Origin of the sequence: Geothrix sp. SG200, from assembly GCF_022808935.1 — a bacterium.
GTDB lineage: Bacteria > Acidobacteriota > Holophagae > Holophagales > Holophagaceae > Geothrix > Geothrix alkalitolerans.
Map to the genome: position 1 here is coordinate 255,972 of NZ_JAKZFR010000003.1, position 23,526 is coordinate 279,497.

The 23,526-nt window shown below is 70.1% G+C and carries 22 protein-coding genes; 12 read left to right on the forward strand and 10 right to left on the reverse strand.

The genetic code is table 11. The features are described from left to right. Positions 1–78: 78 nt before the first annotated feature. Positions 79–603, reverse strand: a complete 525-nt coding sequence (locus ML539_RS08915) for a class IV adenylate cyclase (RefSeq protein ID WP_243322666.1) — start codon at positions 601–603, stop codon at positions 79–81. A gap of 50 nt (positions 604–653) precedes the next feature. Here ML539_RS08915 and ML539_RS08920 point away from each other — a divergent pair, with 50 nt between their 5' ends. The 3 genes from ML539_RS08920 to ML539_RS08930 all read left to right on the forward strand — a co-directional run bounded on the left by ML539_RS08920 (position 654) and on the right by ML539_RS08930 (position 4,274). Beyond that, a complete protein-coding gene (locus ML539_RS08920) occupies positions 654–1,958 on the forward strand; it encodes a hypothetical protein (protein ID WP_243322669.1) in 1,305 nt (434 codons plus the stop codon). Positions 1,959–2,069: 111 nt separating this feature from the next. Next, on the forward strand, positions 2,070–3,587 hold the full coding sequence (locus tag ML539_RS08925; RefSeq protein WP_243322671.1) for a response regulator: 1,518 nt from the start codon (positions 2,070–2,072) through the stop codon (positions 3,585–3,587). A 42-nt stretch (positions 3,588–3,629) separates the two neighbouring features. Then, entirely contained in the window at positions 3,630–4,274 is a 645-nt protein-coding gene (locus tag ML539_RS08930) for a hypothetical protein (RefSeq protein ID WP_243322674.1), read from the forward strand. A 68-nt stretch (positions 4,275–4,342) separates the two neighbouring features. Here ML539_RS08930 and ML539_RS08935 read toward each other — a convergent pair whose 3' ends face one another. Continuing rightward, complete coding sequence (locus ML539_RS08935; RefSeq protein WP_243322675.1) at positions 4,343–5,248, reverse strand: YoaK family protein; 906 nt, start codon at positions 5,246–5,248, stop codon at positions 4,343–4,345. Between the two features lie 124 nt (positions 5,249–5,372). Here ML539_RS08935 and ML539_RS15505 point away from each other — a divergent pair, with 124 nt between their 5' ends. The 3 genes from ML539_RS15505 (at position 5,373) to ML539_RS08955 (ending at position 8,408) form a co-directional block, all read left to right on the forward strand. Then, entirely contained in the window at positions 5,373–6,380 is a 1,008-nt protein-coding gene (locus ML539_RS15505; RefSeq protein WP_279341575.1) for an asparaginase, read from the forward strand. 67 nt (positions 6,381–6,447) lie between these two features. After that, the gene (serS, locus tag ML539_RS08950; RefSeq protein WP_243322677.1) at positions 6,448–7,716 is read left to right on the forward strand and encodes a serine--tRNA ligase; all 1,269 of its coding nucleotides are present in this window, start codon (positions 6,448–6,450) and stop codon (positions 7,714–7,716) included. A 29-nt stretch (positions 7,717–7,745) separates the two neighbouring features. Then, positions 7,746–8,408, forward strand: a complete 663-nt coding sequence (locus tag ML539_RS08955; protein ID WP_243322678.1) for an ATP-binding cassette domain-containing protein — start codon at positions 7,746–7,748, stop codon at positions 8,406–8,408. A gap of 7 nt (positions 8,409–8,415) precedes the next feature. Here the strand turns inward: ML539_RS08955 and ML539_RS08960 are convergent, their stop codons facing one another. After that, positions 8,416–10,320, reverse strand: coding sequence for a peptidylprolyl isomerase (locus ML539_RS08960; RefSeq protein ID WP_243322680.1), 1,905 nt, complete (start codon positions 10,318–10,320; stop codon positions 8,416–8,418). A gap of 77 nt (positions 10,321–10,397) precedes the next feature. On the opposite strand from ML539_RS08960, the gene def reads away from it, so the two are divergent. Together def and fmt are read left to right on the forward strand one after the other, a co-directional pair. Next, the gene (def, locus tag ML539_RS08965; protein WP_243295076.1) at positions 10,398–10,901 is read left to right on the forward strand and encodes a peptide deformylase; all 504 of its coding nucleotides are present in this window, start codon (positions 10,398–10,400) and stop codon (positions 10,899–10,901) included. Beyond that, positions 10,898–11,818, forward strand: coding sequence for a methionyl-tRNA formyltransferase (gene fmt, locus ML539_RS08970; RefSeq protein ID WP_243322683.1), 921 nt, complete (start codon positions 10,898–10,900; stop codon positions 11,816–11,818). The genes def and fmt overlap by 4 nt, the downstream gene beginning before the upstream one ends. Positions 11,819–11,938: 120 nt before the next feature. Here fmt and ML539_RS08975 read toward each other — a convergent pair whose 3' ends face one another. From ML539_RS08975 to ML539_RS15510, 3 genes are all read right to left on the reverse strand, one after another. Beyond that, positions 11,939–14,746 carry a tetratricopeptide repeat protein gene (locus ML539_RS08975; RefSeq protein ID WP_243322685.1) on the reverse strand — a complete coding sequence of 936 codons (2,808 nt, stop codon included), beginning with the start codon at positions 14,744–14,746 and terminating at the stop codon, positions 11,939–11,941. 71 nt (positions 14,747–14,817) lie between these two features. Continuing rightward, a complete protein-coding gene (locus ML539_RS08980; protein ID WP_243322687.1) occupies positions 14,818–15,234 on the reverse strand; it encodes a cytidine deaminase in 417 nt (138 codons plus the stop codon). A 22-nt stretch (positions 15,235–15,256) separates the two neighbouring features. Continuing rightward, the gene (locus ML539_RS15510; protein WP_347710750.1) at positions 15,257–16,207 is read right to left on the reverse strand and encodes a DUF58 domain-containing protein; all 951 of its coding nucleotides are present in this window, start codon (positions 16,205–16,207) and stop codon (positions 15,257–15,259) included. Positions 16,208–16,411: 204 nt separating this feature from the next. Here ML539_RS15510 and ML539_RS08995 point away from each other — a divergent pair, with 204 nt between their 5' ends. Both ML539_RS08995 and ML539_RS09000 read left to right on the forward strand, forming a co-directional pair. Further along, entirely contained in the window at positions 16,412–17,986 is a 1,575-nt protein-coding gene (locus ML539_RS08995) for an amino acid permease (RefSeq protein WP_243322688.1), read from the forward strand. Between the two features lie 18 nt (positions 17,987–18,004). Then, entirely contained in the window at positions 18,005–18,658 is a 654-nt protein-coding gene (locus tag ML539_RS09000; protein ID WP_243322691.1) for a riboflavin synthase, read from the forward strand. Here the strand turns inward: ML539_RS09000 and ML539_RS09005 are convergent. Beyond that, positions 18,655–19,935, reverse strand: coding sequence for a kelch repeat-containing protein (locus ML539_RS09005; protein ID WP_243322692.1), 1,281 nt, complete (start codon positions 19,933–19,935; stop codon positions 18,655–18,657). The two genes, ML539_RS09000 and ML539_RS09005, sit on opposite strands and share 4 nt — an antisense overlap. Before the next feature lie 129 nt (positions 19,936–20,064). Continuing rightward, a complete protein-coding gene (gene smpB, locus ML539_RS09010; protein WP_243322695.1) occupies positions 20,065–20,520 on the reverse strand; it encodes an SsrA-binding protein SmpB in 456 nt (151 codons plus the stop codon). A gap of 47 nt (positions 20,521–20,567) precedes the next feature. On the opposite strand from smpB, the gene ML539_RS09015 reads away from it, so the two are divergent. Next, the gene (locus ML539_RS09015) at positions 20,568–21,224 is read left to right on the forward strand and encodes a DedA family protein (protein WP_243322697.1); all 657 of its coding nucleotides are present in this window, start codon (positions 20,568–20,570) and stop codon (positions 21,222–21,224) included. A 20-nt stretch (positions 21,225–21,244) separates the two neighbouring features. Here ML539_RS09015 and ML539_RS09020 read toward each other — a convergent pair whose 3' ends face one another. Next, positions 21,245–22,177 (reverse strand): TerC family protein, encoded by a 933-nt coding sequence (locus ML539_RS09020; protein WP_243322698.1) that lies wholly within the window; start codon positions 22,175–22,177, stop codon positions 21,245–21,247. A 14-nt stretch (positions 22,178–22,191) separates the two neighbouring features. After that, positions 22,192–22,497 carry an HPF/RaiA family ribosome-associated protein gene (locus ML539_RS09025; RefSeq protein ID WP_243322699.1) on the reverse strand — a complete coding sequence of 102 codons (306 nt, stop codon included), beginning with the start codon at positions 22,495–22,497 and terminating at the stop codon, positions 22,192–22,194. A 112-nt stretch (positions 22,498–22,609) separates the two neighbouring features. Here ML539_RS09025 and ML539_RS09030 point away from each other — a divergent pair, with 112 nt between their 5' ends. Next, the gene (locus ML539_RS09030; RefSeq protein WP_243322702.1) at positions 22,610–23,512 is read left to right on the forward strand and encodes a LysR family transcriptional regulator; all 903 of its coding nucleotides are present in this window, start codon (positions 22,610–22,612) and stop codon (positions 23,510–23,512) included. Positions 23,513–23,526: the final 14 nt, after the last annotated feature.

The following is a 23,526-nucleotide window of genomic DNA, read 5'->3' on the forward strand; positions in this document are numbered from 1 at the left end:
CGTGGAGAACGCAGAGGAAGCCTTTCTTTCCCCGCGCTCTCTGCGTTCTCCGCGGTTGGCGGTTCTTCTTTTAGGGGCCTAACCGAGTCCGTGAGCCTGGTAGAGCTCGGGGTAGCTGCGGGGTTCGGCGCGGTCGGGGGCGAGGCCCAGGCCCTCCATGGCGGCGCGGATGGCCTGGGGGTCGCCCTCCAGCTCCAGGTAGCAGCCGAAGGGGGTCTCGTCGAGGCAGGCCTCCAGTTCCTCCCGATCCCACACGGCCCGGCTCTTCTCCATGCGCAGCACGGGGACGTAGCCCAGGGCGCGGAGGATGGCCTCCAGGGATTCGCCGTCGTCGATGCCCGCCTCGTGCTCCGGGCGGATCTTGAGCATGGGGTCCGGCACCTTGGGGCCCTTCCAGGTCAGCCGGAAGGCCCCGGCGAAGCGCCGGGTCCGCAACGCCGAGCCCGCGGCCCGAAGCTCGCCATCCCGGTCCCAGAGCACGCTCACCTCGGCCTGGGCGGGGATGACCTCGCGGAACCCGAGGGCCTCCAGCAGGGCGCGATAGGGCCCCGTGGCCGGGATGCGCAGCTTGAGCTCGGTCTCCACGGCGGGTTTGTGCTTCATCGCGGCGCGCCTCCGATCAGGCATGATGGTGCTGTCTCTGCGGTCCCATCGTGATCCCACAACGGTACATCATCGCCACCCTCTTCATCGCCGCCATGCTGCTGCTCTTCGCGGTGGTGCAGGCGCCGCGTCCGGTGACCTCGGGCGGAGTGGGCGCGGCGGACGCCCCCGCGGTGATGAGCTTTGGCGGGAGCGAGACCCTCGCCGAGCTGAGGCTGGAGGATGGCTGGGCGCCCCGCTTCCAGGGGGCCCTGGATCCGGACCAGTCCGAGCCCTGGCCCTTCGAAGGCGGCTTCGGGACGCCCTGGGAGCCGGCCTCGCCCTACCTGGGCGACCAGGGCCTGGCCCTGAACGGTCCCCAGGGACGGAGCGAGGTCGTCCTCTGGCGCGGGCTGGAATGGCGCCGGTACCGATTCGATGCCCCCCTTTCCTCCGCCCGGCTGGATCCGGGCAAGGGCAACCGCCTGCTGGTCACCCTCCAGATGGGAGACGGCCGCTACGAGACGCGGCTGCTGGAGGTGCCCGAGGGCCGGGTGATCTGGTCCACGGAGTCCGGGCCCTGGAGCCGGTTCAGCTGGGACGGGAAGGCCGTGCTGCTGGGCTTTTTCGAAAAACCGGATCCCCGGGCGGAATCCCGCCTTCTGGTCGGCGTCCTGCCCCTGGAGACCGATCTGGGGGAAGCCACCCTCGCCGCCTGGGACGAAGCGGGTCTCCCCCCTCCGCCCCGGGGTCTGGCCACGAAGGTGGAGGGCCTGTCGGACGATGGCCGGGACCTGCCCGGGGCCCGCATCGAGCTGCCCTGGCACACGGGGGACCGCCTCTGGTTCCCGCGGGCGGACCGCCTTTGGTACGGAGGCGTCCAGGGGTGGGCCGCCTGGATTCTGAAGGAGGGACGGTGGCGCCGCGCCGCCGCCGGGCCGGGGCTGCTCACGGCCCACCCGCCTCAGCGCATGGCCCTGGCTTTGCCTCTCGCCGACGAGGGGATGACCCGCCGCACGAGCCCGGTGACGGGGGTGGACTGGACCCCGGTGCCCGAGGGGGCGCTGCCTTGGCCCGCCTGGGACGCGGCCTGGGCCTGGCGGGACAACGGGGCCTTCGATGCCTGGGACCAGCGGTGGAACGAGAGCGCCCTGCCGCCGGAGCGCCAGCGCCAGGCGCTGAACGAGGCCTTCCGTCCGGATTGGCGCGCCGCCCTGAACCTGCGCGCCTCCGTCAAGGGCTGGCTGCCCGGCGGCCCCGAGGTCGCCTTGCGCGAACCCCTGGGCGTCGCCTGGATCTGGGTGGGGGACCGGGTCCTGCTGGTCCGCCTGGTGGAAGTGGAACGGGTACGGGTCTTGAAGAAGCTGTTGCGCTAGCGTCAGATTCCAGACACGCCTCCGGCCCATTCGCTTGCGTTGGAAGTGCAGATTTCTGGTAGCGTTGTGCCCAGCCACTCTTTCTTCCTCCCGGCCTCCCGAGGTAACCAGATGCCCCGCCTCCTCCTCGTGGACGACAATCCCAGCATCCACCGCATCGCCGAATCCCTGCTGGCTCCCACGGATGTGGAAGTGGTCTGTGTCGACTCCGCTGCCGAGGCCCTGGACCGGTTCGCCCGGGGCGAACGGTTCGACGTGGCGCTGGTGGATACCGCCATGCCCGGCATGGACGGGTGGGCCCTTCTGGCCCGCATGAGGGAGATGGAGGCCACCGCCCGCCTTCCCATCGCCATGATGGCTGGTGTGCTGGACCCCGTGGACCCGGCCAAGCTGGCCCAGGCCCCCATCCAGGGCTTCCTGAAGAAGCCCATCGAACTCCGGGAACTGGCGGACCGCGTGAAGGCGCTGCTGGCGACCCCGGTCGCCTCCGCTGCGCCGGTGGCTGCCGCGCCTGCCGCCGCACCGGTTGCCGCCGTGGCCCCTCCGATGCAGGAGCCTGCGAAGACCGCAGAAATTGCCCGACCGGTCTTTACGCCCGACCTCCCGCCTCCGGCGCTGGAGGCCGACTTCCCAGTTCCGAACATCAGCCTGCCGGCCCTTGATGCGGGCCCCGAGCCTCCCCAGATCACCCTCGTCGACACGGCCGAGGATGACCTGCTGGTCCTGACGGCCGAGGACCTCTGGCCCGAGGACGTGGCGGTCCTGGCGGCCCCCGTGCCGACTCCTGAACCGATTCACGCACCGGTTCCCGAACCGATGGCTGCGCCGATTTCCGCCTTGGCCTCCGAACCCCCGGCCGTGGCCCATGTCCACCTCGACCTGGAAGAACTGGACCTGGATAGCCTTCACGGCCTGGCGACCGAGTCGCTCCCCTCGCTGCCGGTCGCCATCCCTGCGGCGGCCGAGTCCCTGCCGGTCCCTCCGGCGCTTCCCCCGGTGGCTGCCTCGTTGCCTGAGCCCGCCCCCGAACCTGCCCCCGAACCTGCCCCGGCGGAGGCCCTGGTCGAGGAAAGCCTGCCGGCCTTCTCGGGCCTCGAGGCCCTCGACGACCTGGGAGGCACCCTCGAGCTGCCACCCCTGCCCGAACCGCCCGCCGCGGCCGAGCGTCCTTCCGTCCTCCCTGCGGCGGGCGTCGCCTTCGCCGGCCTGGCGGCCGGGGCCGCCGGTCTGCTGGGGCGGTCGCAGGAGGCTCACGAGCCCGCTCACGAGACCCCTCACCCGTCTCCTCATCAGGCCACACCGGAACCCCAGGCGGTCCCGGTCCTGGAGCCTCCCCTTCCGGCGATCCCGGTCGCCGGGATTCCGCCGGTGGTCCCGTTCGCGCCGCCCGCTGCGCCAGTCATGCCCGTCCTGGCCGCCCCGGTGGAGGCGGCCACTGCCGCGCCTGGGCAGGCGCCTGCCGCACCCGGGCAGGCAGCCCTCACGCCCGCCCAGGTCCAGGCGCTCCTGGCCGATCCTGCGCTGATGGATGCCCTGGTGAAGGCCCTGGTGGCCCGCATGGGCGATCAGGTGATCCGCGAGATCGCCTGGGAAGTCATGCCGGAACTGGCTGGAAGATTGCAAAGGTAGGTTCATGAACCGCCCTGCCACTTCGTCTTCCGGGTCCCTCCCATGATCACCGGTTACAACACCGATGTCCGCCATGGGAACCGCGTCTACCACGTGCAGACCGAAGACAAGGGCATGTCGAATCCCAAGATCGAGACCCTCATCTACGTGGGCGGCGAGATCCTGGACAACTACCGGTCCTCCTACGAGGACCTGATCTCGACCCCGCCCGTGTCCGATGTCGCCGTCCAGGAGCGCATGGATGAGCAGCACCGGGCGGTGATCCGGGACATCAAAAACGGCAAGTACGACCAGACGCCGCCGGACCTGCTGGAGAAGCAGGCCTTCAACGACCGCCCCCTGGACCAGGCCATCCTCGAGTTCCTCCAGCTGGAGGGCGATGTGGACACGCTGGAGCTGGTGCTGGACCAGCCCCTGAAGCCGGCCTTCGGAGCCCCCTTCCGGGTGCGCCTGCAGGCCCGCCTCAGCCAGAGCCAGAGCCCCGTGGCCGATGCCGAGGTCTCGGTGAAGCTGGTGTCCAGCCTCAAGAAGGCCACCAGCCTCCTGAGCGGGCGCACGGCCAGCGATGGCCACTTCGACGGGGAGGTCCAGCTGCCGCCGAGCCAGCCCGGCCAGTGCGCCGTGGTGATCAGCTGCACCTGCGACCAGGGCTTCGACGAGCTGAAGGCGGCCGTGGTCGCGCTGTAGGCCGCATTGCAGGTTCCGCGGTCATCCACCTTGTAGCCAGCGATCGGCGGCCCGGGGAGGGCCGGAGGTCACGGCGTCGTGTGGTCCGGATCCCACTGCCGGCGGAGGCGGTGCAGCAGGAGGCGCATCTCCAGCAGCAGGGGACGGGCCGCGAGGAAGCACAGGAACAGGGCCAGGGGCACCGTGACCTTGAAGCCGATGTGCCGGAACCCGAGGGCCCCCGACACGCCGCCGACGATGAAGGAGACCAGGATCAGCAGGAGCAGCGTGAGCTTCTGGCGGTTGGCGACGATGCGCTCCCGGCCGTGCCGGTGGTGGACGTTCACGTAGGTCAGGCGGCTCAGCTCGATGCCGATGTCCGTGACCGTGCCCGTGAGGTGCGTGGTGCGCACCGCGGCGCCGGAGATGATGGAGGTGACGGTGTTGTGCATGCCCATGATGAAGCAGAGCAGCATGACGGTGCTGGGCAGGGTGAACCGGATCTCCTGCTGGAGGCGGTTGCCCATGAGTCCGAAGACCATCATCAGAAGGGCCTCGAACACGAGGGTCAGCGCGTAGCGGCTGCGCATGCGCCGGCGCTGGCCGAAGCTGATCAGGGTGGTGCAGACGAAGGCCCCCGCCAGGAAGCTCAGCATCATGGCCAGCGCCGCCAAGGCGGTGGCCAGGTCCCCGTCGGCCAGCTCATCGGCCATGGAGGACACCACGCCGGTCACGTGCGAGGTGTAGTGGCTCACGGCCAGGAAACCGCCGGCGTTCACCGCCCCGGCGATGAACGCCATGGCCCAGGCCAGCTGACGGTTCAGGGTCTCAGAGCGCAGGGCCCCCTCGCGCACCAGGAGCTTCTCCTGGATGGGCAGGGTGGCGATGGCCGTCTCCACGGCCGTCTGCAGTTGCCGGCCGGACAGACGCCCCCTCAGCAGCCGCCGGAGATAGCGGCCAGCGATCAGCTGGAGGTAGCGGGGAATGCGGCGCATGAGCTGGCGAAGGTCCCGGTCCAGTTAACCATCCGGAAGGGGCGTGGGCCAACCATGGACCAGAGCACAGACGGTGCGCCGTGCCCGATGGAGAAGTCCGGCCCGTTTCGATTAGGGTGGAAGCATGCGGACGATCCTCCTCCTCCACACGGGTGGCACCCTGGGCATGATGCCCAGCGGGGAACCGGCCTCGCTGGCGCCGGGGCGATTCCTGGACCACCTGCTGGAGCAGGTGCCGGAGCTTGGCCAGATGGCGAAGCTCTCGGTGGAGGTGCCCTTCAACCAGGATTCCTCCTGCCTGGAGCCGGAGCACATCCTCGCGCTGGCCACCCGCGTGCGGGCCGCGGCCCAGGACTTTGACGGGTTCGTGATCATCCACGGCACGGACACCATGGCCTTCACGGCCTCCTGCCTGGGGTTCCTGCTGGCGGACCTGGGCAAGCCCGTGGTCATCACGGGCAGCCAGCGCCCGCTGGCCTTCGTGCGCAGCGACGCCCGCAGCAACCTCGTCAACGCGGTGGACCTGGCCTGCCGCGGCATCCCCGAGGTGGGGATCTGCTTCGGTACCCACTGGATCCGCGGGGTGGCGGCCGACAAGCTGAGCGTCCACCAGTTCGAGGCCTTCCAGAGCCCGAACCTGCCGCCCCTGGCGGAGATCGGGGCGGAAATCCGCCTCCGCCCCGACGTGGGCCAGTTCGTCCGCCAGGTGCCGGAGGGGGTGGGAGAGCGGCTGGATCTGGCCATCCACACCCTGACGCCCCACCCGGGCATGGCCTGGAGCCTGGCCCCCGCGGGCGCCAGGGCGGTCCTGATCCAGGCCTTCGGCGCAGGCAACCTGCCCATGGGCCGGGCGGACCTCCGGGCCATGCTGGAGGATGCACGACAGCGGCGGCTGCCCGTGGTGGTGATCTCCCAGTGCCCCTACGGCGGCGTGGACCTCTCGGCCTACGAGCTGGGGCGGCAGATCGAGGCGATGGGCGCCATCTCCGGCGGCCTGCACACCCGCTGGGCGGCCCTGGCCAAGATGGGCCTGGTCCTGGGCACCGATGGCGGCATCGAGGCGGTGCGGGAGGCCTTCGGGGTGGCCTGGGCCGGAGAGCCCATGCCGGAGGGAGCCTGGGCGCAGGCCTGAGCCTTCTCCGAACGCGCCAAGGCCCGTTCGGAGCAAGTTAAACTGATCGTTTCCGGGAATCCCCACCATGATCGACGCCAACCTCCTGCGCAACGACCTCGATGCCGTGGCGGTCCGCCTGTCCGAGCGCGGCTACGCGCTGGATCGGGCGCGCTACCAGGAGCTGGACCAGCGGCGCCGGGCCGCGCTCCAGGAGGCGGAGGCCCTCAAAGCCGAGCGCAATCGCGTCAGCGAAGAGGTGGGTCGCCTCAAGCGGGCCAAGGAGAACGCGGACCACCTCATCGCCCAGCAGCGCGAGGTGGGCGACAAGCTCAAGGACCTGGAAGCGGCTGAGCGCGAGATCGAAGCCGCCTTCCGGGACTTCCTGGCCGTCATCCCCAACCCGCCCCACGCCAGCGTGCCCTCGGGACGCGACGAGCATGCGAATGTCGAGGTCAAGCGCTGGGGCCAGGTCCCCTCGATCGCCGCGCCGAAGGATCATGTGGAGCTGGGGACCGCCCTGGGCATCCTGGACCTGGACCGCGCCGCCAAGCTGAGCGGCGCGCGCTTCGCGGTGCTGAAGGGCCTGGGCGCCAAGCTGGAGCGGGCCCTCATCGCCTTCATGCTCGACCGCCAGACGGCGGCGGGCTACACCGAAGTGATTCCGCCCTACCTGGTGAACGCCGAGAGCATGTACGGCACGGGCCAGCTGCCCAAGTTCGAGCAGGACCTCTTCAAGACCTCGCGCGGGGACGGCGCGCCCCTCTACCTCATTCCCACGGCGGAAGTCCCCGTCACCAACCTCTACCGCGACGAGATCCTGCCGGCGGAGACCCTCCCTCTGCGGCATTGCGCCTTCACGCCCTGCTTCCGCAGCGAGGCGGGCAGCTACGGCAAGGACACCAAGGGCATCATCCGTCAGCACCAGTTCCACAAGGTGGAGCTGGTGACCTTCGCCGCCGCCGATGACGCGGAGGCGGAGCTGGAGCGGCTCACGGCCAACGCCGAGGCCATCCTCGAGGCCCTGGGCCTGCCCTACCGCCGCGTGCTGCTCTGCACGGGGGACATGGGCTTCAGCAGCCAGAAGACCTACGACCTCGAAGTTTGGCTCCCCTCGCAGAATACCTATCGGGAGATCAGCTCCTGCAGCTGGTTCGGCGACTTCCAGGCCCGGCGCGCCAACATCCGCGTGAAGGGGAAGGAAGGCAAGCCCGCATTCGTGAACACGCTCAACGGCAGCGGCCTCGCCGTGGGCCGCACCTGGGTGGCCATCCTCGAGAACTACCAGCAGCCCGACGGCAGCATCGTGGTGCCCGAGGCCCTGCGGCCCTACCTGGGCGCCGAGGTGATCCGCTGAGGGAAGGGCCCGTCCTTTGCGCTGAAGGCTTGCGCCTTCAGCGCATGGGGAAGGATGTGCTCAGGAGTGTCTCTTTTTCCATCGCCCAGGGGGAAGCCCTGGGCGTGGTCGGCGCGAGCGGGGCGGGAAAGACCACCCTGCTGAACCTCGTGTTGGGCCTGCTGGAACCGACGGAAGGCCGGATCCTCCTGGAGGGCGCGCCCTGGTCGCCCCTGCCGGAGCGGGAACGGCGGGTCCGCCGGCCCCGGATCCAGGCGGTATTCCAGGATCCCCTGGCCAGCCTGCCGCCCCACCGCACGGGCTGGGAAATCCTCCAGGAGCCCCTCGAGATCTGGAATCGGGGCACGGAGTCAGCCCGCCGGGAGGCTGCGGCAGCCATGGCGGCGCGCGTGAAGTTCCCGGAGGCGGCCCTGGATCAGCACCCCGGGGCCTGGTCCGGGGGCCTGGCCCAGCGCCTCTGTCTGGGACGGGCCCTCATGCTGGAACCGGCCCTGCTCGTGCTGGACGAACCCTTTTCGGCCCTGGATGCGACCCTGGCGAGCCACCTGCTGGCCCTGCTCCTGGACCTCAAGGCCGAGGGCACGGCCCTCCTCCTGGCCAGCCACGATCAGGCGGCTGTGGAGGTCCTGTGCGATCGGGCGATGGAGCCGCCAGCTATCAGCTATCAGTCACTGACAGCTGACAGCCGATAGCTGTTAGCTACTCCTCCACCGGCACCTGCACGGCGCTGGCGTTCACGTAGATGCCGCCGAAGTGGCCCCAGAAGCTGCTGAGGCCCGGGCGCAGGCGGCCTTCCTGGTCCAGAGACTGGAGCTCGGCGGAGAGGAGCTTCTGAGCCTCGGAGGTCTGGACCTCCTGGATGAGGCTCCGGCGCTTTTCGAAGTCGAGGGCCGGGGCGGGCTCCCGCGAAACGATGCGGGCCGCCCAGAGCTTGCCGTCCGGAGCCCAGAGCAGGGGCGTGGTCTGGCCGACGGGGGTGTCCAGCAGGGCCTTGCGGATGCCGGGGTGGGACACCAGGTCGCGCAGGCCGCTGAGAGGGGCCGCGGTCTGGTCGGAGACGGGGCCCACGGCCTGGATGCCGCCGGTCTTGATGGCCTGCTCGGCCTTGGCCAGAGCCTGCTTGCGGGATTCCTCCAGGCGGTAGGCGGTCAGCACCTTGGCGCGGATCTCCTTGAAGGGCGGCACGGCCTCAGGCAGCTCCTCCTGCACGCGGAAGAGGATGTGGCGATCGGCGAACCGCATGGGCTTGGAGACCTCGCCCACCTTCAGGCGGAAGGCCTCGCCGGCGATCTGGGGCAGTTCCGGCAGGCCTTCGGACTGGGCGCCGGGCTCGTTGCTGAAGGGCTGGCTGAGCTGGGCCTGGCTGGCGAAGCTCTTGGCCGCGGCTCCGAGGTCGCCCCCGTTGGCGCGCTTGCGGATCTGCTCCAGGCGTTCCTGGGCACGGGCGTTGAAACGGTCCTCCGAGATCTCGCGGGCCAGCTGGTCCTTGACCTCCTCGAACCGCTTCTCCCGGCGGCCCTCCAGCTTGATGAGGTGGACGCCGTAGACGGTCCGCACGGGCTGGCTGATCTCGCCGGGCTTGAGCGTCGCGGCGGCATCCGAGAAGGGCTTGACCATCTTCGAGGCATTGAACCAGCCCAGGTCGCCGCCGTTGCCCTTGGCGCTGGGATCCTCGCTGAGCTCTTCGGCGGCCTTGGCGAAGTCCTGCCCCTTCACGAGGCGCTCCCGCAGCAGCTCGGCCTTGGCCGTGGCCTCCTGGAACTGGGTGTCGCCTTCGGCCTTGAAGAGAATGTGGCGGGCCTTGAACTCGATGAAATCGTTCTTCCGGGACTCGAAGGCGGCCTTGAGGGTGGCGTCGTCCACCTGGAGGTCCTTGCCAAGGGCGGCGCGGTCCACCGCCACGTACTGGATCACCCGGCGGGGGGGCTGGAGGAAGCGCTGGCCGCCAGCCTTGTAGAAGGCCTCGAGAGGGGCGTCGCCGGGGTCGGCCACGGCGGAGGGGTCCACGGCCAGGGTGGCCTGCTGGAAGGCGACCTTCTCGTTGCGCAGCCGGTTCTCCACCGCCAGCCAGGCCTCATCCACGGGCACCTGGACGGCCGCCTGCTGAATGAGCTTGGTGCGCAGCAGCTCGCTGCGCAGGTTCCGCTCCTGGATGGCCGGGTTGAAGCCGGTGTCCTGGAAGATCTGCTTCAGTTCCGCGGTGGACTTCAGGTTGCCGTTGGCATCCAGGAGGACGGGGTACTGCTTCAGGAAGGCACGGAGGCGGGCGCCCACTTCTTCATCCGTCACCACCACATGGTGCCGCTCCGCCAGCTCCTCCATGAGCTTCTGGTTGATGAGGTCCTTCAATGCCTGGGACTGGACGAAGGGCTTGAGGGCCTCGGGGCTGGCCTGCTTGCCGTAGCGCTGGTAGAGCTCCTGCATGTGCTCGGCCAGGTCGCGCAGCAGCACCTCGCGGCCATAGACCCGCGCCACGACGGTATCCGGCGTATCCACCCGCCCGGAGGGGGCCAGATAGGCCACCAGGCCCAGGAGGACCACGATCATGACCGCCGCCATGGGCGTGCGGTTGGATTTGAAGACCTGGCGGAAGGAACGCAGCATGCGGGGCTCCGGAGCACGGACCTCCCAGATTACCTCGGGAACGGCAATGGATTACACTGGAATGCTGGAGCGAATGCATGGCCGTCCTGCCCGTACTGACCTGGGGCGATCCCCGATTGAAGAAGAACAGCGAGGATGTGGGGGAATGGACCCCCGAGCTGGAACAGCTCGTGTCCGACATGTTCGAAACGGCCCTCGACGAGGAGGGTGTGGGCCTGGCGGCGCCGCAGATCGGCGTGAACCTCAACCTGGCCGTCATCGACTGCTCCTGCGGGGAGGATCCGGCCCAGAAGCTGGTCCTCATCAACCCTGAGATCGTCCGGACCGAGGGCAGCCAGGTGGGGCCAGAGGGCTGCTTGTCCATTCCCGGCATCCGGGAAGTGCTCGAGCGCCCCCAGAAGGTGGCCATCCGCAACCGGGCCAAGGACGGCAGCTGGCACGAGCTGGAGGGCGAGGACCTGCTGGCCCGGGCCTTCTGCCATGAGATCGACCACCTGCGCGGCCGGCTCTTCGTGGAGTACTTCGGCCCGGTCAAGCGCCAGGTCATCCAGCGCAAGTACCAGAAACAGGCCCGGGGATGACGCGCATCGCGTTCCTTGGCACTCCCCGCGCGGCCGTCCCGGCCCTGCGGGCCCTGGCCGAGGAAGGCATCGAGGCGGTGTTCTGCAATCCCGACCGGCCTGCGGGCCGGGGGCGCCACCTGGAGGCCCCGCCGGTGAAGGGGGCGGCCCTGGGGCTGGGCCTGCCCGTCCACCAGCCCCCGACCTGGAAGGCGCCGGAGACCCGCGAGCTGTGGGAATCCTTGAAGATCGACCTCGCCGTGGTGGTGGCCTATGGCCATCTGCTGCCCGGCTGGATGCTGGATTCCTGCCCCAACGGCGTCTGGAACCTGCACTTCTCCCTGCTGCCCCGCTGGCGGGGCGCGGCGCCGGTGAACCACGCCCTCCTGGCGGGGGACGAGGAGACGGGTGTCAGCCTCATGCGCCTCACCCCGGGGCTGGACGAAGGGCCCATCCTGGCGCAGTCCCGCCGCGCCATCGGCCATGGGGACACGGCCGAGAGCCTGCTGGCCACCCTGGCGGGGGACGCGGCCGAGCTGCTCATGGATCAGCTGCCCCTGCTGCTCTGCGGCTGCGGCCGACCCGTGGAGCAGCGCCACGAGGAGGCCACCTACGCCTCGAAGCTCCGCAAGGACATGGGCCACCTCGACTGGCACCGCCCGGCGGCGGAACTCCACCGGCAGGTGCGGGCCCTCTGGCCCTGGCCGGGATCCGAGCTGCAGCTGGAGGGTCAGCCCCTCAAGGTCTGTGGCGTGGGGGCCCTGCGCACCTGCTACCGCGACCCGGGCCAGCTCCTCTGGGGCAAGGAGGGCGCCTGGCTCACCACCCCCGAAGGCGCCCTGGAGCTCACCCAGCTCCAGCGTCCCGGCAAGCCCGTCCAGCCCGCCCTCCAGGCCCTCCAGCCCTGGGGCGCCAGCGGCAGCCGGGTAGTGAGCTAGCTCACGCCAGGCCCGAGGGGAAGCGGGTGGGCAAGCAGGGTGAAAGCCCTCGCCCGGCTTCGCTGGGCGGGGGCGCGGGGGACCGGGGGTGTGCGCGCAGCGCGGAACCCCCGGAGAATATCAAGCCAGTCTCGCGGCCACGTCGCGGTAGTCGGGGTCCATCTCGTGGACGGCCTTGAACTCGGCGGCGGCGAGGGCGGCCTGGCCCTGCTGGAGGTAGATCTCGGCCAGGTCGTAGCGGAGGCCGATGCTGTCCTCGGGCGGGAAGCCGGGGGCCTCGACGCCCTGCCGGAGCCAGTCCACGGCGGCCTGGAGATCGCCCCGGCTCTGCTCGCAGATGCTGAGCATGGAGCAGCACTCGAGGGTCCGCTCGGGGTCGCCCATGGCGATCTTGAACTCCTCGATGGCGGGGTCGATGAGCATCATCTCCTTGTAGGCGATGCCCAGGTTGTAGTGGGTGTCGTAGTCGTCGCCCTTGACCTGCTTCTCCACGCCCTCGCGGAAGGCGCTGAACAACTCGTCGACGCTCTGGATCTTCTCCACCACGTGGGTGGCGTCGTGCATCTCCTCGCCCTCGCCCGTGTCCAGCAGGGCGGTGCCGAGCACGTCCGTGAGGTCGAAGAAGGAGTTGGCGAAGTCGCCTTCCTCCAGGGCGCTGGCCTTGGGGGCGTGGCCCAGCTTCTGGAGGGCGATGGAGGCCCGCTCCATGCGGGCTTCCAGTTCGGGGTGCCCGGGGAACTGTTTGAGGGCGGCCTGGATCTCGACTTCCGCCTCCTCCGGGCTTCCGTAGTCCAGCTGGAAGTCGATGTCGCCCAGGAGGCCGCCCAGCTCATCCGGCAGGGCCGGCTCCGCCGGGGGCGCCCAGGGCTCTCCGGCCGAGAGCGGCGGCAGGGCCTCGACGACCTCCGGCGAGAGGACGCCCGTGGGCATGGGGGGGAGCTGCAGCGTGGGAGAGGAGACGGCTTCCGCTCCGGCGCTCAGGTCGGACAGCGATTCGTCCATCCAGCTCAAGTCGGAGGCGTCGAGCGCAGCAGGCGGGACCGCCGCTGCGGTGGGGGCCGAAGGCAGGGTCGCGGCCGGAAGGATGGGCTCCGGCAGCACGGGCAGGCCTTCACCCAGGGGGATGGCCTCCCGTGAGGGGGTGCGCGGCTGCTTGGCCGGCGGCGCCGGAGCAAGGTCGGGAAGCTCCAGCTCGATGGGCTGTTCCAGGGAGAGGGAGGGCTCGGGCAGGGACTCGGGCTGGGGTTCTGGCAGGGGGATGGGAGCGGGGGCCGGAGGGGGCGCGGGGGCGGCGAGGGGGATGGCCGGTCGCGGCGGGGGTGGGGCCGGCGCGGGAACCGGCGGAGGGGGCGGAGGCTCGGGCAGGCGGGCGCCGGGCTCGGGCAGGCCCAGGGTCCGGCGGTGGATGCGGGTCGATCCCGGGAAGAGCTGCTCGGCCATGTCCAGCAGCTGGGCGGCCTCGCGCTTCCTGCCGAGCTGGTTGAGGGCCTGGGCGCTCTGCACGTACTGCATCTGCACCTTGGTGAGGTGCCCGGTGGTCCGGTGCACGGCGACGATGGCCTCGATGATCGCGAGATCCGATGGATCGAGCTCCAGGGCCTTCTTGTAGCTTTCCACGGCGCGGTCGTGGCTGCCGCCGCGCAGCAGGGCCTCGGCCTCCCGGGAGAATTGCTCGATGCGAAGGCGTCGGACAGGATCCAGCTCCGTGTCCCCCCCGCCCTGAAGGGTGGTCTCCATGATCGCCGGAGCCTGGAAGCCCGCGGAGGAACCGGGCTGGAGCGGGCTGGGCGGCGGCGCCGAGGCATCGGGAACCACGCCCAACCCGCGGAGCTGGTTGGCGAGCTGCCCGATCTGGGACTGGTCATTGGCCTGGTGGGCCAGGCTGTACGCATTCTGCAGGGCATGGACCTGGTCGGTCCGGTTGCCGCTCTGGTGGGCGATCTCGGCGAGCAGCACCCAGGCCTCGAGGCTCATGGCGCTCTGCATGGCCCCCCGGAGACTGCGGCCGACGATGTCGCCGGAACCCCGGCGGGCCAGTTCGCGGGCGATGGGCGCGAACAGCCGGAGGCCTTCGTTGCCGCGGTCGGCATTCACCAGGTTGCGGAGGGCCTTCTCGGCCAGCGGAAGGGATTTTTCCGGGAGCTGGGCGATCTCTCCCAGGGCCTCCAGGGCACGGTCGGGGTGTCCGCTGCGGAGTTCGATCTCCGCCAGGGCTTCCAGCAGCTCCGTATCGCGCGGGTTGCTGACCAGTCCCTCCCGCAGGTGCTGGGCGGCGAGGGCATAGTCGCCCTGGATCACCCCCAGCCGGCTCTGGGTGAGGAAGACGTGGGGCGTGGAGATCATCGACTTGGCGCGCTCGAGGATCTGGTTGGCCTCCCCGTGCATCTGCTCCATGGCCAGGGACTCGGCCACTTCCAGGTAGATGCCCGCCGCGCGGTCCTTCATGCCCTCCTTGTTATAGAGGTCGGCCAGCTTGACCTTCATCTTCAGGTTCTTGGGGTCGAGGTCGACGACCTTGTTGAACTCCTCCAGGGCCCGCTTGATGAGGCCCTTCTTCTGGAAGTGCTCGGCCACCTGCAGGTGGACCTTCACCGCATCGGTGACCTTGTTCATCTGGCGGTAGAGGTCCGCCAGGCGCTGGGCCGCGTCGATGTCCTCCGGTGCGTTGCGCACCACCTTCTGGAAGATGGCGGCGGCCCGGGCGTGGAAGCCGTCCCGCTCGTAGGCCCCGCCGAGCCGCTTGTGGATCTCCACGCCCTCCCGCGCCCGGCCGATCTGCACGTAGAGGTCGCCGATCTGGTTCAGGGTGGCGTAGTCCTTGGGGTTGTCCTCGACGAGCTTGTGGAACTCCTCGATGGCCCGATCGACCTTCCCCGCCGTCAAGAGCTTGTCGGCTTCCTTCTTGACTTTGACGCGATCAATGGCCATTCACTTCCTCAAGATGCCTGACGGTTCGGAAAGTGTAGGCGGCGGGGGCCCACTTGGATAGATCCTGTGGTCTAAGTGAAGTTGCGCCCTGTGAAGCTGTGGGGCAGCAGATCCTCCAGGCGGTGAAGCTCGCGGCCATGGCGGTTGGCCAGGAGGACCGGCAGCCGCTCGGCGAACTCGGCCAGCGCCTGCCGGCAGGCGCCGCAGGGTGGCGTCAGCAGGTCCACGTCCGTCACCACCACGGCGGCCACCAGGCCTCCCGGGCGCAGGCCGGCAGCCACGGCGGCGCTGAGAGCCCCCCGCTCGGCGCAGAGGGTGACGGGGTAGGCGGCATTTTCCACATTGCATCCGGCCACGATGTCGCCCGAGGCGGTCAGCAGCGCCGCCCCGACCTGGAAGTGGGAGTAGGCGGCGTGGGCATTCGCCCGGGCCTTCCAGGCCGCCTCCAGCAGGGGCGTCCAGGATGGGGATTGGGGATCGTCGAACACCGGCGCCTCCGTCACGTTCAGATTAGCGGAGGTTCCCGGGGGCCGCTGGGTCTCCGGAACCCTCGGCCTGGGCGAGGGCCAGGGCGCGCCAGCAGGAGGTATGCCCCCGCACCTCCCGGGTCTCCAGGGGGCCCTGGAGCTCCAGGCTGACCTCCCGCTTCTGGAGGCGGGCCTGGAGCACCGCGCCGGAGAGGCGCTCCAGCTCCCGCTCGAAGGGCCGGCCCGGGGTCCAGGCGGTGAGGTCGAGCCGCAGATGCAGGCCCTGGGGACGCTCCTCGTGGAAGGTGCGCACCCAGAGCTGGCTCCGCTGGGCCGTGCGCTTCCAGTGGACGCGGCCTGGGGGATCGCCCGCCCGCCAAGGGCGTGCCCCCTCTGGGCTGCTGGTTCCCTCCTGGGTGACGGTGCGATGGCCCTCGCCCCGCCATCCCACCGGGGAGGCGGGCGGGGTGCGGGGGTGGGGGAGGATGAGCAGGTCCTGATCCAGGTCGATGAAGCGGGCCTTCTCCACCAGGCCGAAGGGGAAGCGGGTGCGGAGCTCCAGCCGCCGCGCCTTCGTCCAGCCCCGGTGGCCCGCGCGGGCCTGGAGGACCACCAGGATCTCGCCATCGGAGGTGGACCGGCCCAGGAAGCCGGGCTCCACCTGGCCGTCCTCCAGGGTGAGGTGGAGTTCCAGGCCCCGGATCCGGCCGCGGCCAAGGTTCCGGCCCTGGTCCTGGAGGCGGAGCCGGAGGCCGCCCCGGACGCGGGCGAAGAGGTTGCCCTCCTCGAGGCTGGCGATCCGGAGGCCCTGGAGGGCGCGGCGGCTCAAGACCCCCGAGACCAGGAAGAGGCCCAGCATCAAGGAGAACACCAGGTAGAGCAGGTTGTTCCCGGTGTTCACGGAGAAGGCGCCCACCGCCAGCAGGGCCAGCAGGCACTGCACGCCCAGCCCCGTGAGGGAGAGGCGGAGGCGGCGGTCGCTCCAGAGCCTCACGCGGCACCTCCGCCTAATGCACGCCTCGCGTGCTCCGGCGCACTCCGCTTGCCGAGGCGGAGCCTCCCTGCGCCGCGCCCTTCTGGCTTCGGCTGCGCCAAAGTGGCACTTCGCTCCTGCTTCGTGCTCATGGCTCCAGCCTACCCCGCCATGGGATCGGAAATCCGCCTGCTAGCATGGTCCTTCATCCCCACAAGGCCCCCCATGCTGGAACGCGTCCTTCGCACGAAATCCCTGGAGCAGCTCCGCGCCAGCGCCGAGGAGCCGGAGCACCAGCTCAAGAAGAACCTGGGGGCCTTCGACCTGACCATGTTCGGGATCGGCGCCATCATCGGGGCGGGCATCTTCTCCAGCATCGGCACTGCCGCGGCCGGGAACATGGCCGATGGGCGCCTCCCTGCGGGACCGGGTCTGGTGCTCAGCATCCTCATCGTGGCGGTCATCTGCGGCTTCACCGCCCTGGCCTATGCCGAGATGGCCTCCATGATCCCCGTGTCCGGCAGCGCCTATACTTATGCCTACGCCACGCTGGGCGAACTGATGGCCTGGATCATCGGTTGGGACCTGCTGCTGGAATACGCCATCTCCAACGTGGCCGTGGCCATCTCCTGGGGCGACTATGCCCGCAGCTTCCTCTCCACGGTGCTGCACGTGGACATCCCCGGGTGGCTGGGCATGGATCCCCGCAGCGCCCTCAAGCTGGCCCAGGGCGTGCCCGCCATGGACCTGGGCGCGAAGCTCCACGCCCTGGCCCAGGCCAAGGCGGGACTCATCAGTGGTGGCGCCACCTTCGCCAACTGGGAGGTGCTGAAGGGCGCGCCCACGGTGGGGGGCTTTCCCATCACCATCAACTTCCTCGCGGTGATCATCACCGCGGTCATCACGTGGCTCTGCTACATCGGCATCAAGGAGAGCGCCCGGGTGAACGGCGTCATGGTGGTGATCAAGGTGATCATCCTGCTGGCCGTGGTGGGACTCGGCGTCAAGTTCATCAGCCCCGGCAACTGGCATCCCTTCGTGCCCCACGGTTTCCGGGGAATACAGGCCGGCGCGGCCATCATCTTCTTCGCCTTCATCGGCTTCGATGCGGTGAGCACCACCGCAGAGGAATGCCGCAACCCCGGCCGCGACCTGCCGCGGGGCATCCTCGGCTCCCTGGTCATCTGCACCGTCATCTATGCCGCCGTGGCCCTGGTGGTGACGGGGATGCTGCACTACACCCGGCTGGGCGGCATCGCGGACCCATTGGCCTACATCTTCACCGAACACAAGATGACGGGCATCGCGGCCGTGATCAGCTTCGGGGCCGTCATCGCCACCACGGCCGCCCTCCTCGTCTACCAGGTGGGCCAGCCCCGCATCTTCCTGAGCATGAGCCGCGACGGCCTCCTGGGCTCCTGGTTCGGCAAGGTCCATCCCCGGTTCAAGACCCCCTCCACGGCGACGGTGCTGACGGGCTTCCTGGTGGCCATCCCCGCCGCTCTGCTCAACATCGACGAGGTGGTGGAGCTCGCCAACATCGGCACCCTCTTCGCCTTCGTCATCGTCTGCGCGGCCGTGCTCATCCTGCGCAAGCGCCGCCCCGACGCCCCCCGGAAATTCGTCATGCCCTTCGCGTGGCTCGTGGCGCCGCTGGGGATCTTCGGCTGCTTCTGGATCGCCAAGGGCCTGCCCGTCCTCACCTGGTACCGCTTCTTCGGCTGGTTGGGCATCGGGCTGGTGATCTACTTCTTCTTCGGCTCGCGGAACAGCCGCCTGGAGTCGCCAGCTGCGCGATGATGGATCCGGAGCTCTGCCATGTTCACCGGTCTGATCCGACATCTCGGCACCCTTGAATCCCGGTCCTCCCGGACCGGCGGGGCGCGCCTGCGCATCGCGGCCCCGGCGGACCTGCTGGCGCGGGCGGAGCTGGGGGCCAGCATCGCCGTGAACGGCGCCTGCCTCACCAGCGTGGCCGTCGATGGCCGGGCCTGGGAGGCGGACCTCAGCGAGGAGACCTTGGCGAAGACCACCCTGGGCCGCCTGCCCCTGGGCGCGACCCTGCACCTGGAGCCGGCGCTGCGTGTGGGCGATCCCCTGGACGGCCACCTGGTCTCCGGCCACGTGGACGGCGTGGGACAGCTGCTGTCGCGACCCCAGGTCCAGGGCGGCGTGGCGGAAGGCATCTGGCGCTTCGCCATGCCCCCGGAGCTGGCGCCCATGACCGCTGCCAAGGGCTCCATCGCCGTGGAGGGCATCTCGCTCACGGTGGTGGACTGCGGCCCGGCATGGTTCACCGTGGCCCTCATCCCCGAGACGGTGACGCGGACGGCCCTGGCCACCATGCGCCCCGGCGACCCGGTGAACCTGGAGGTTGACCCCATCGGCCGCTTCGTGGCCCGCGCCCTGGCCCTCCGAGCCAGCGACGAGAAGCTCGCGCGCTTCGCGCAGGGCGGCTGGGACCGGGCCTAGTTCAGGGGTCCCAGGTCCTTGGCGGGGTCGTAGGCGAGGGTGCCCAGGCCGTCGAAGAGGTAGCCCTTTCCTAAGGCCGAGCCGGCGCCGTACTGGGCCAGGGGCCTCGGCAGGGGGGCGCCCTGCGTCCAGGTTCCGCTCCCGGGGTCGAAGCGGCACACCGTGGTGAGGGCCGGCTCAGCGTTGGCGCCCCCGAGCACCACCACCTGGCCGCCGAGGGCCAGGACGGCGTGCTGGTACACCCCGGAGACGGCCGGGAGGGGCGGGGCGGAGGACCACGTGTCGGTGGCGGGATCGTAGACATCCACCCGCGCCAGCCAGGGGTTCACGGTCCCCCCGGCGTACCCGCCGACCACGTAGAGCTTTCCGTTGAGGGCGCAGGCGCTGGCCCAGGACCGGGCGACGGGGAGGGGCGCGCAGGTGATCCAGGCGTCCAGGACGGGGTCATAGGCCTCGACTGTGGTGAGATCCATGCCCTGGTTCCCGCCCGCGACATAGAGGCGGCCGCCCAGCTCGCAGCCGAAGGCGCCCTGGCGTTCGGTGGGCAGGGGGGCCACGGTGGTCCAGAGTCCGGTGGCCGGGTCGAACACCTCCGTGGATCGGCTCAAGCCCCCGGCGGCCACGTAGATCTTCCCGCCGATCACGCCCGCCACGGCCGGATCGCGCGGCGTGGCCAGGCTGGCCCGGGCGGACCAGAGGCCCGTGGCCGGATCGAAGGCCTCCACGGTGGTGAAGTGGTTGCCGAGGGAGTCTCCGCCGCCGAGGACGTAGATCACGCCACCCACCGTGGCCGTGGCCACGCGGTAGCGGGACGTGGGCATGGCCGGCAGGGCCGTGTAGGGGGAAGGCGCCACCCGGAAGGTCCCGTTCAGGGCCTGGGAGGCCGACGCCTGCTTGTCGGAGGCCGTGATCTGGAAGCTGTAGGTGTCTGCCTGGGTGGTGCCGATCGTCACCTGGCCGAAGAGGCTGCCGTGGGTCACGCCCGTCACGTCCGTGATGGGCTCGCTGATGGACTGGATCGTGGTCCCGGCCCCGTTCTTGATCACGAGGCTCACGGTCGACAGGTCGCCCCCCATGTCCGTGAAGTCGAAGCTGGCGGATACGGTGGCCGTCCCCCCGCCATGCCCCTGGTACAGCGCGGTGGGGGTGACCGAGAGGTTCGAGAGCGTCGGCGGATGGGAGGAGGATCCACCCCCCGATCCGCCCCCGCCGCACCCCAGCCAACCCAGGACGAGGACCGAGAGGATTCCCTGGAGAGCGACCGATGCCTGTCTCATGGCTGCTCCATGTGCCGCCTGCACGGAGGGGGTTCACCGGGCCCAGTGTCGTTCCGCGCTGCAGGCTGGGCACGGGAAACTGCGTCCCCCGGGCAGGGGACCGGCACCTCCATTAAAATTCTCTGGCGCCTACTCCCGTGCGCCCTTGCGGATGCGGTCCATCTCGCGCTTCTGTTCGCGGGCCTTCAGGGCCTCGCGCTTGTCGCCCACGGCCTTGCCCTCGGCCAGGGCCACCTTGACCTTGATCGTTCCCTTTTCATTCAGGTAGATGGCCAGGGGGATGATGGTGAGGCCCTTGCGGACGACCTTGGCGGTCATCTTGGTGATCTCGGCCTTGTGCAGCAGCAGCTTGCGGGGGCGCAGCGGGTCGTGGTTGGCGTAGGTGCCGAACTCGTAGGGCGAGATGTGGGCCTGCTTGAGCCACAGCTCCCCGGCCACGGCGTCCACGTAGGCGTCCTGCAGCTGGCCCAGGCCCGCCCGCAGGGCCTTCACCTCCGTGCCCTGCAGGGCGATCCCCGCCTCCCAGGTCTCCAGGACGTGGTAGTTGTGCAGGGCTTTGCGGTTGCGGACGAGGTCTTCGGACATGACCCCAGTCTACCCGCCCGGTACACTCGTTCTTTTGGGACGCCGCCATGCTGCAGAAGCTCCTCGCCCCGATCATCGCCTGGATGGTGGCCCTCATGGCCGCCATGGGGCCCCTGGGCGTCATGCTGCTCATGGCCATCGAGAGCGCCTGCATCCCCCTGCCCAGCGAGGTGATCATGCCCTTCGCGGGCTACCTGGCCTTCCAGGGCAAGCTCACCTTCCTGGGCCTCGGTGCCGGCAGCCCCGCGGCGCAGATCTGGATCGCCGGGATCTTCGGCGCCCTGGGCTGCAACCTGGGCAGCATCCCCGCCTACGAGGTGGGCGCCTGGGGCGGCCGGCGCGCCATCGAGAAGTACGGCAAATACATCTGGCTGCACACGGGCCACCTGGACCAGGCCCACCGCTTCTTCGAGCGCTTCGGCTCAGAGGCCATCATCATCGGCCGCCTGCTGCCCGTGGTGCGCACCTTCATCGCCCTGCCCGCCGGCATCGCCCGCATGAACCGCACCCGCTTCCACCTCTACACCTTCGTGGGCAGCCTCCCCTGGTGCCTGGGGCTGGCCTGGATCGGCTACAAGCTCGGCGAGAAGTGGAACACCCTGGGCCAGTACTTCCACAAGCTCGACGCCGCCATCGGCGCGCTCCTCGTGGCGGGCGTGGCGTGGTTCGTGTACGACCACCTCAAGCACCGGTCCAAGGGCTGAGGCCGCCGGAATCGCAAGGCTCACCGGGCCTCCGCCTCGCGGCGCGGGACCAGCCTGGAGGCCAGCATGGCGCCGCCGATCAGGCCGGCGATCACCCCAAGGCTCCAGACGACGGGGACCTTGTAGACCTCGGAGAGGAGCATCTTGGCGCCGACGAAGACCAGCACCAGGCTGAGGCCGACCTTGAGGAGATGGAACTTCCCCACCACCCCGGCGAGCAGGAAGTACAGCGAGCGCAGGCCGAGCATGGCGAAGATGTTCGAGGTGAACACGATGAACGGGTCCTGGGTCACCGCGAAGATGGCCGGCACGCTGTCCACCGCGAACACCAGGTCGGTCAGCTCCACGGCCACCAGCACCAGGAGCAGCGGGGTGGCGAACCGGCGGCCGCCCTGGACCACCGTGAAGGCGGGCCCGTGGTAGGCCTCCACCGCCGGCACCAGCCGGCGGAACAGCCTGAACACTGGATTGGCGCGGGGATCGAAGGTCTGGTCCCGGAGCAGCAGCATCTTGAGGCCGGTGACCACCAGGAAGGCGCCGAACAGATAGATCACCCAGTGGAAGCTGGCGATCAGGGCCGAGCCGAGGGCGACGAAGACGGCCCGCATGAGCAGCGCGCCCAGGACGCCCCAGAACAGCACCCGATGCTGGTAGGCGGTGGGCACGGAGAACGCGCCGAAGATCAGCACGAAGACGAAGATGTTGTCCACGCTGAGGGCCTTCTCGATGAGGTAGCCGGTGAGGAAGGCCATGCCCCGCTCCGCGCCGAAGCCGGCCCAGAGCAGGCCGTTGAAGGCCAGGGCGAGGGCGACCCACACCGCGCTCCAGATGGCCGCCTCCTTCACCGAGACGGCGTGGGCCCGGCGGTGGAACACCCCCAGGTCCAGGGCCAGCATCCCGAGGACGAAGGCCAGGAAGCCGGCCCACATCCAGAACGAACCGATGGATTCCATGTCGTCTCCTCCGGTCAGGCGAGGGGCCGGTCCAGGGCGCGGTCCACGGCGCGGCCCAGCCGCCGGGACGCGGCGTCAACGGCGGCGTAGAAGTCTCCGGCCACCGCCTCCACCACCTGGCGGGGGCCACCGCGCAGCTCGAACTCGATCCGGCAGCGCTTGTCCAGGCCGCCCCGCGGCCCGTTCTCGTCGCGGATCCGCACCACCAGCCGCAGGATCCCGTCGGCCCGGCGGGCGATGGCGCTCCCGAGCCGCCGCTCCAGGTGGGCGCGGAGCGCCTCGCTGGTGGTGAATCCGGCGCTTCGAACCTCGATCCTCATCGTCCCCCTCCCTGGCGCCCGTGGGGCGCAGGGACAAGATGCGGCCTGGGATAGGTTCCATCAAATTTATAATTTCTAAAGAATCATTCCATTTTTTGGATATATTCCCGGCATGGCCTGGCTGAACTACCACCATCTCCTCTACTTCTGGACGGTGGCCCGCCTGGGCTCGGTGCGCGCGGCCTCCGAGGAGCTGAACGTCAGCCAGCCCGCCCTCAGCACCCAGATCCGCCAGCTGGAGGAGCGCCTGGAGGAGCGGCTCTTCGAGAAGGATGGGCGCCGCCTCCGGCTCACCGAGGCCGGCCGCCTCGCCTACCGCTACGCCGACGAGATCTTCACGCTGGGACGGGAGTTCCAGGGCGAGCTCAAGGGCCGGCCCACGGGGCGGCCGCTACGGCTCGTCGTGGGCGTCTCGGACGTGCTGCCCAAGCTCATGGTCCACCGCCTCCTCCGGCCGGCCCTGGGCCTCGAGGAGCCCCTGAGGCTCTCCTGCCGGGAGGGCCGCCTGGGCGAGCTGGTGCAGGCGCTCCTGGCCCACGAGGTGGACCTGGTGCTGTCCGACGTGCCCTGTCCCCCGAGGACCGCGCCCCGTGCCTTCAACCACCTCCTGGGGGTCTGCGGGGTGGACCTCTTCGCGGCGCCCGGCCTCCTCAAGCGCCACCGAGGGGCCTTCCCCGCGGCCCTGGACGGCGCGCCCCTCCTCCTGCCGGCGGAGGGCACCGCGCTCCGCCGGGACCTGGACACCTGGTTCGAGCGCCAGGGCCTGAGACCCGTGGTGGCGGGGGACTTCGACGACAGCGCCCTCCTGAAGACCTTCGGCTCGGAGGGGGAGGGCTTCTTCACGGCGCCCGCGGCGCTGGCGGAGGAGGTCTGCCGCAGCTACGGCGTTCGGCGGGTCTGCGGCCTGGAGGGCCTGCAGGAGCGCGTCTACGCCATCAGCGCCGCGCGGCGGCTGGTGCATCCGGCCGTGGTCGCCATCCTGAAGAACGCCAAAGAGGAGGTCTTCCCCGCCTGACCCGCACTGGGGGA

Coding starts and splice junctions, on each gene's coding strand:
- ML539_RS08915 (WP_243322666.1), bottom strand. CDS start 603: ATGAAGCACAAACCCGCCGTGGAGACCGAGCTCAAGCTGCGCATCCCG.
- ML539_RS08925 (WP_243322671.1), top strand. CDS start 2,070: ATGCCCCGCCTCCTCCTCGTGGACGACAATCCCAGCATCCACCGCATC.
- ML539_RS08930 (WP_243322674.1), top strand. CDS start 3,630: ATGATCACCGGTTACAACACCGATGTCCGCCATGGGAACCGCGTCTAC.
- ML539_RS08935 (WP_243322675.1), bottom strand. CDS start 5,248: ATGCGCCGCATTCCCCGCTACCTCCAGCTGATCGCTGGCCGCTATCTC.
- ML539_RS15505 (WP_279341575.1), top strand. CDS start 5,373: ATGCGGACGATCCTCCTCCTCCACACGGGTGGCACCCTGGGCATGATG.
- serS (WP_243322677.1), top strand. CDS start 6,448: ATGATCGACGCCAACCTCCTGCGCAACGACCTCGATGCCGTGGCGGTC.
- ML539_RS08960 (WP_243322680.1), bottom strand. CDS start 10,320: ATGCTGCGTTCCTTCCGCCAGGTCTTCAAATCCAACCGCACGCCCATG.
- def (WP_243295076.1), top strand. CDS start 10,398: ATGGCCGTCCTGCCCGTACTGACCTGGGGCGATCCCCGATTGAAGAAG.
- fmt (WP_243322683.1), top strand. CDS start 10,898: ATGACGCGCATCGCGTTCCTTGGCACTCCCCGCGCGGCCGTCCCGGCC.
- ML539_RS08975 (WP_243322685.1), bottom strand. CDS start 14,746: ATGGCCATTGATCGCGTCAAAGTCAAGAAGGAAGCCGACAAGCTCTTG.
- ML539_RS08995 (WP_243322688.1), top strand. CDS start 16,412: ATGCTGGAACGCGTCCTTCGCACGAAATCCCTGGAGCAGCTCCGCGCC.
- ML539_RS09000 (WP_243322691.1), top strand. CDS start 18,005: ATGTTCACCGGTCTGATCCGACATCTCGGCACCCTTGAATCCCGGTCC.
- ML539_RS09005 (WP_243322692.1), bottom strand. CDS start 19,935: ATGAGACAGGCATCGGTCGCTCTCCAGGGAATCCTCTCGGTCCTCGTC.
- smpB (WP_243322695.1), bottom strand. CDS start 20,520: ATGTCCGAAGACCTCGTCCGCAACCGCAAAGCCCTGCACAACTACCAC.
- ML539_RS09015 (WP_243322697.1), top strand. CDS start 20,568: ATGCTGCAGAAGCTCCTCGCCCCGATCATCGCCTGGATGGTGGCCCTC.
- ML539_RS09020 (WP_243322698.1), bottom strand. CDS start 22,177: ATGGAATCCATCGGTTCGTTCTGGATGTGGGCCGGCTTCCTGGCCTTC.
- ML539_RS09025 (WP_243322699.1), bottom strand. CDS start 22,497: ATGAGGATCGAGGTTCGAAGCGCCGGATTCACCACCAGCGAGGCGCTC.
- ML539_RS09030 (WP_243322702.1), top strand. CDS start 22,610: ATGGCCTGGCTGAACTACCACCATCTCCTCTACTTCTGGACGGTGGCC.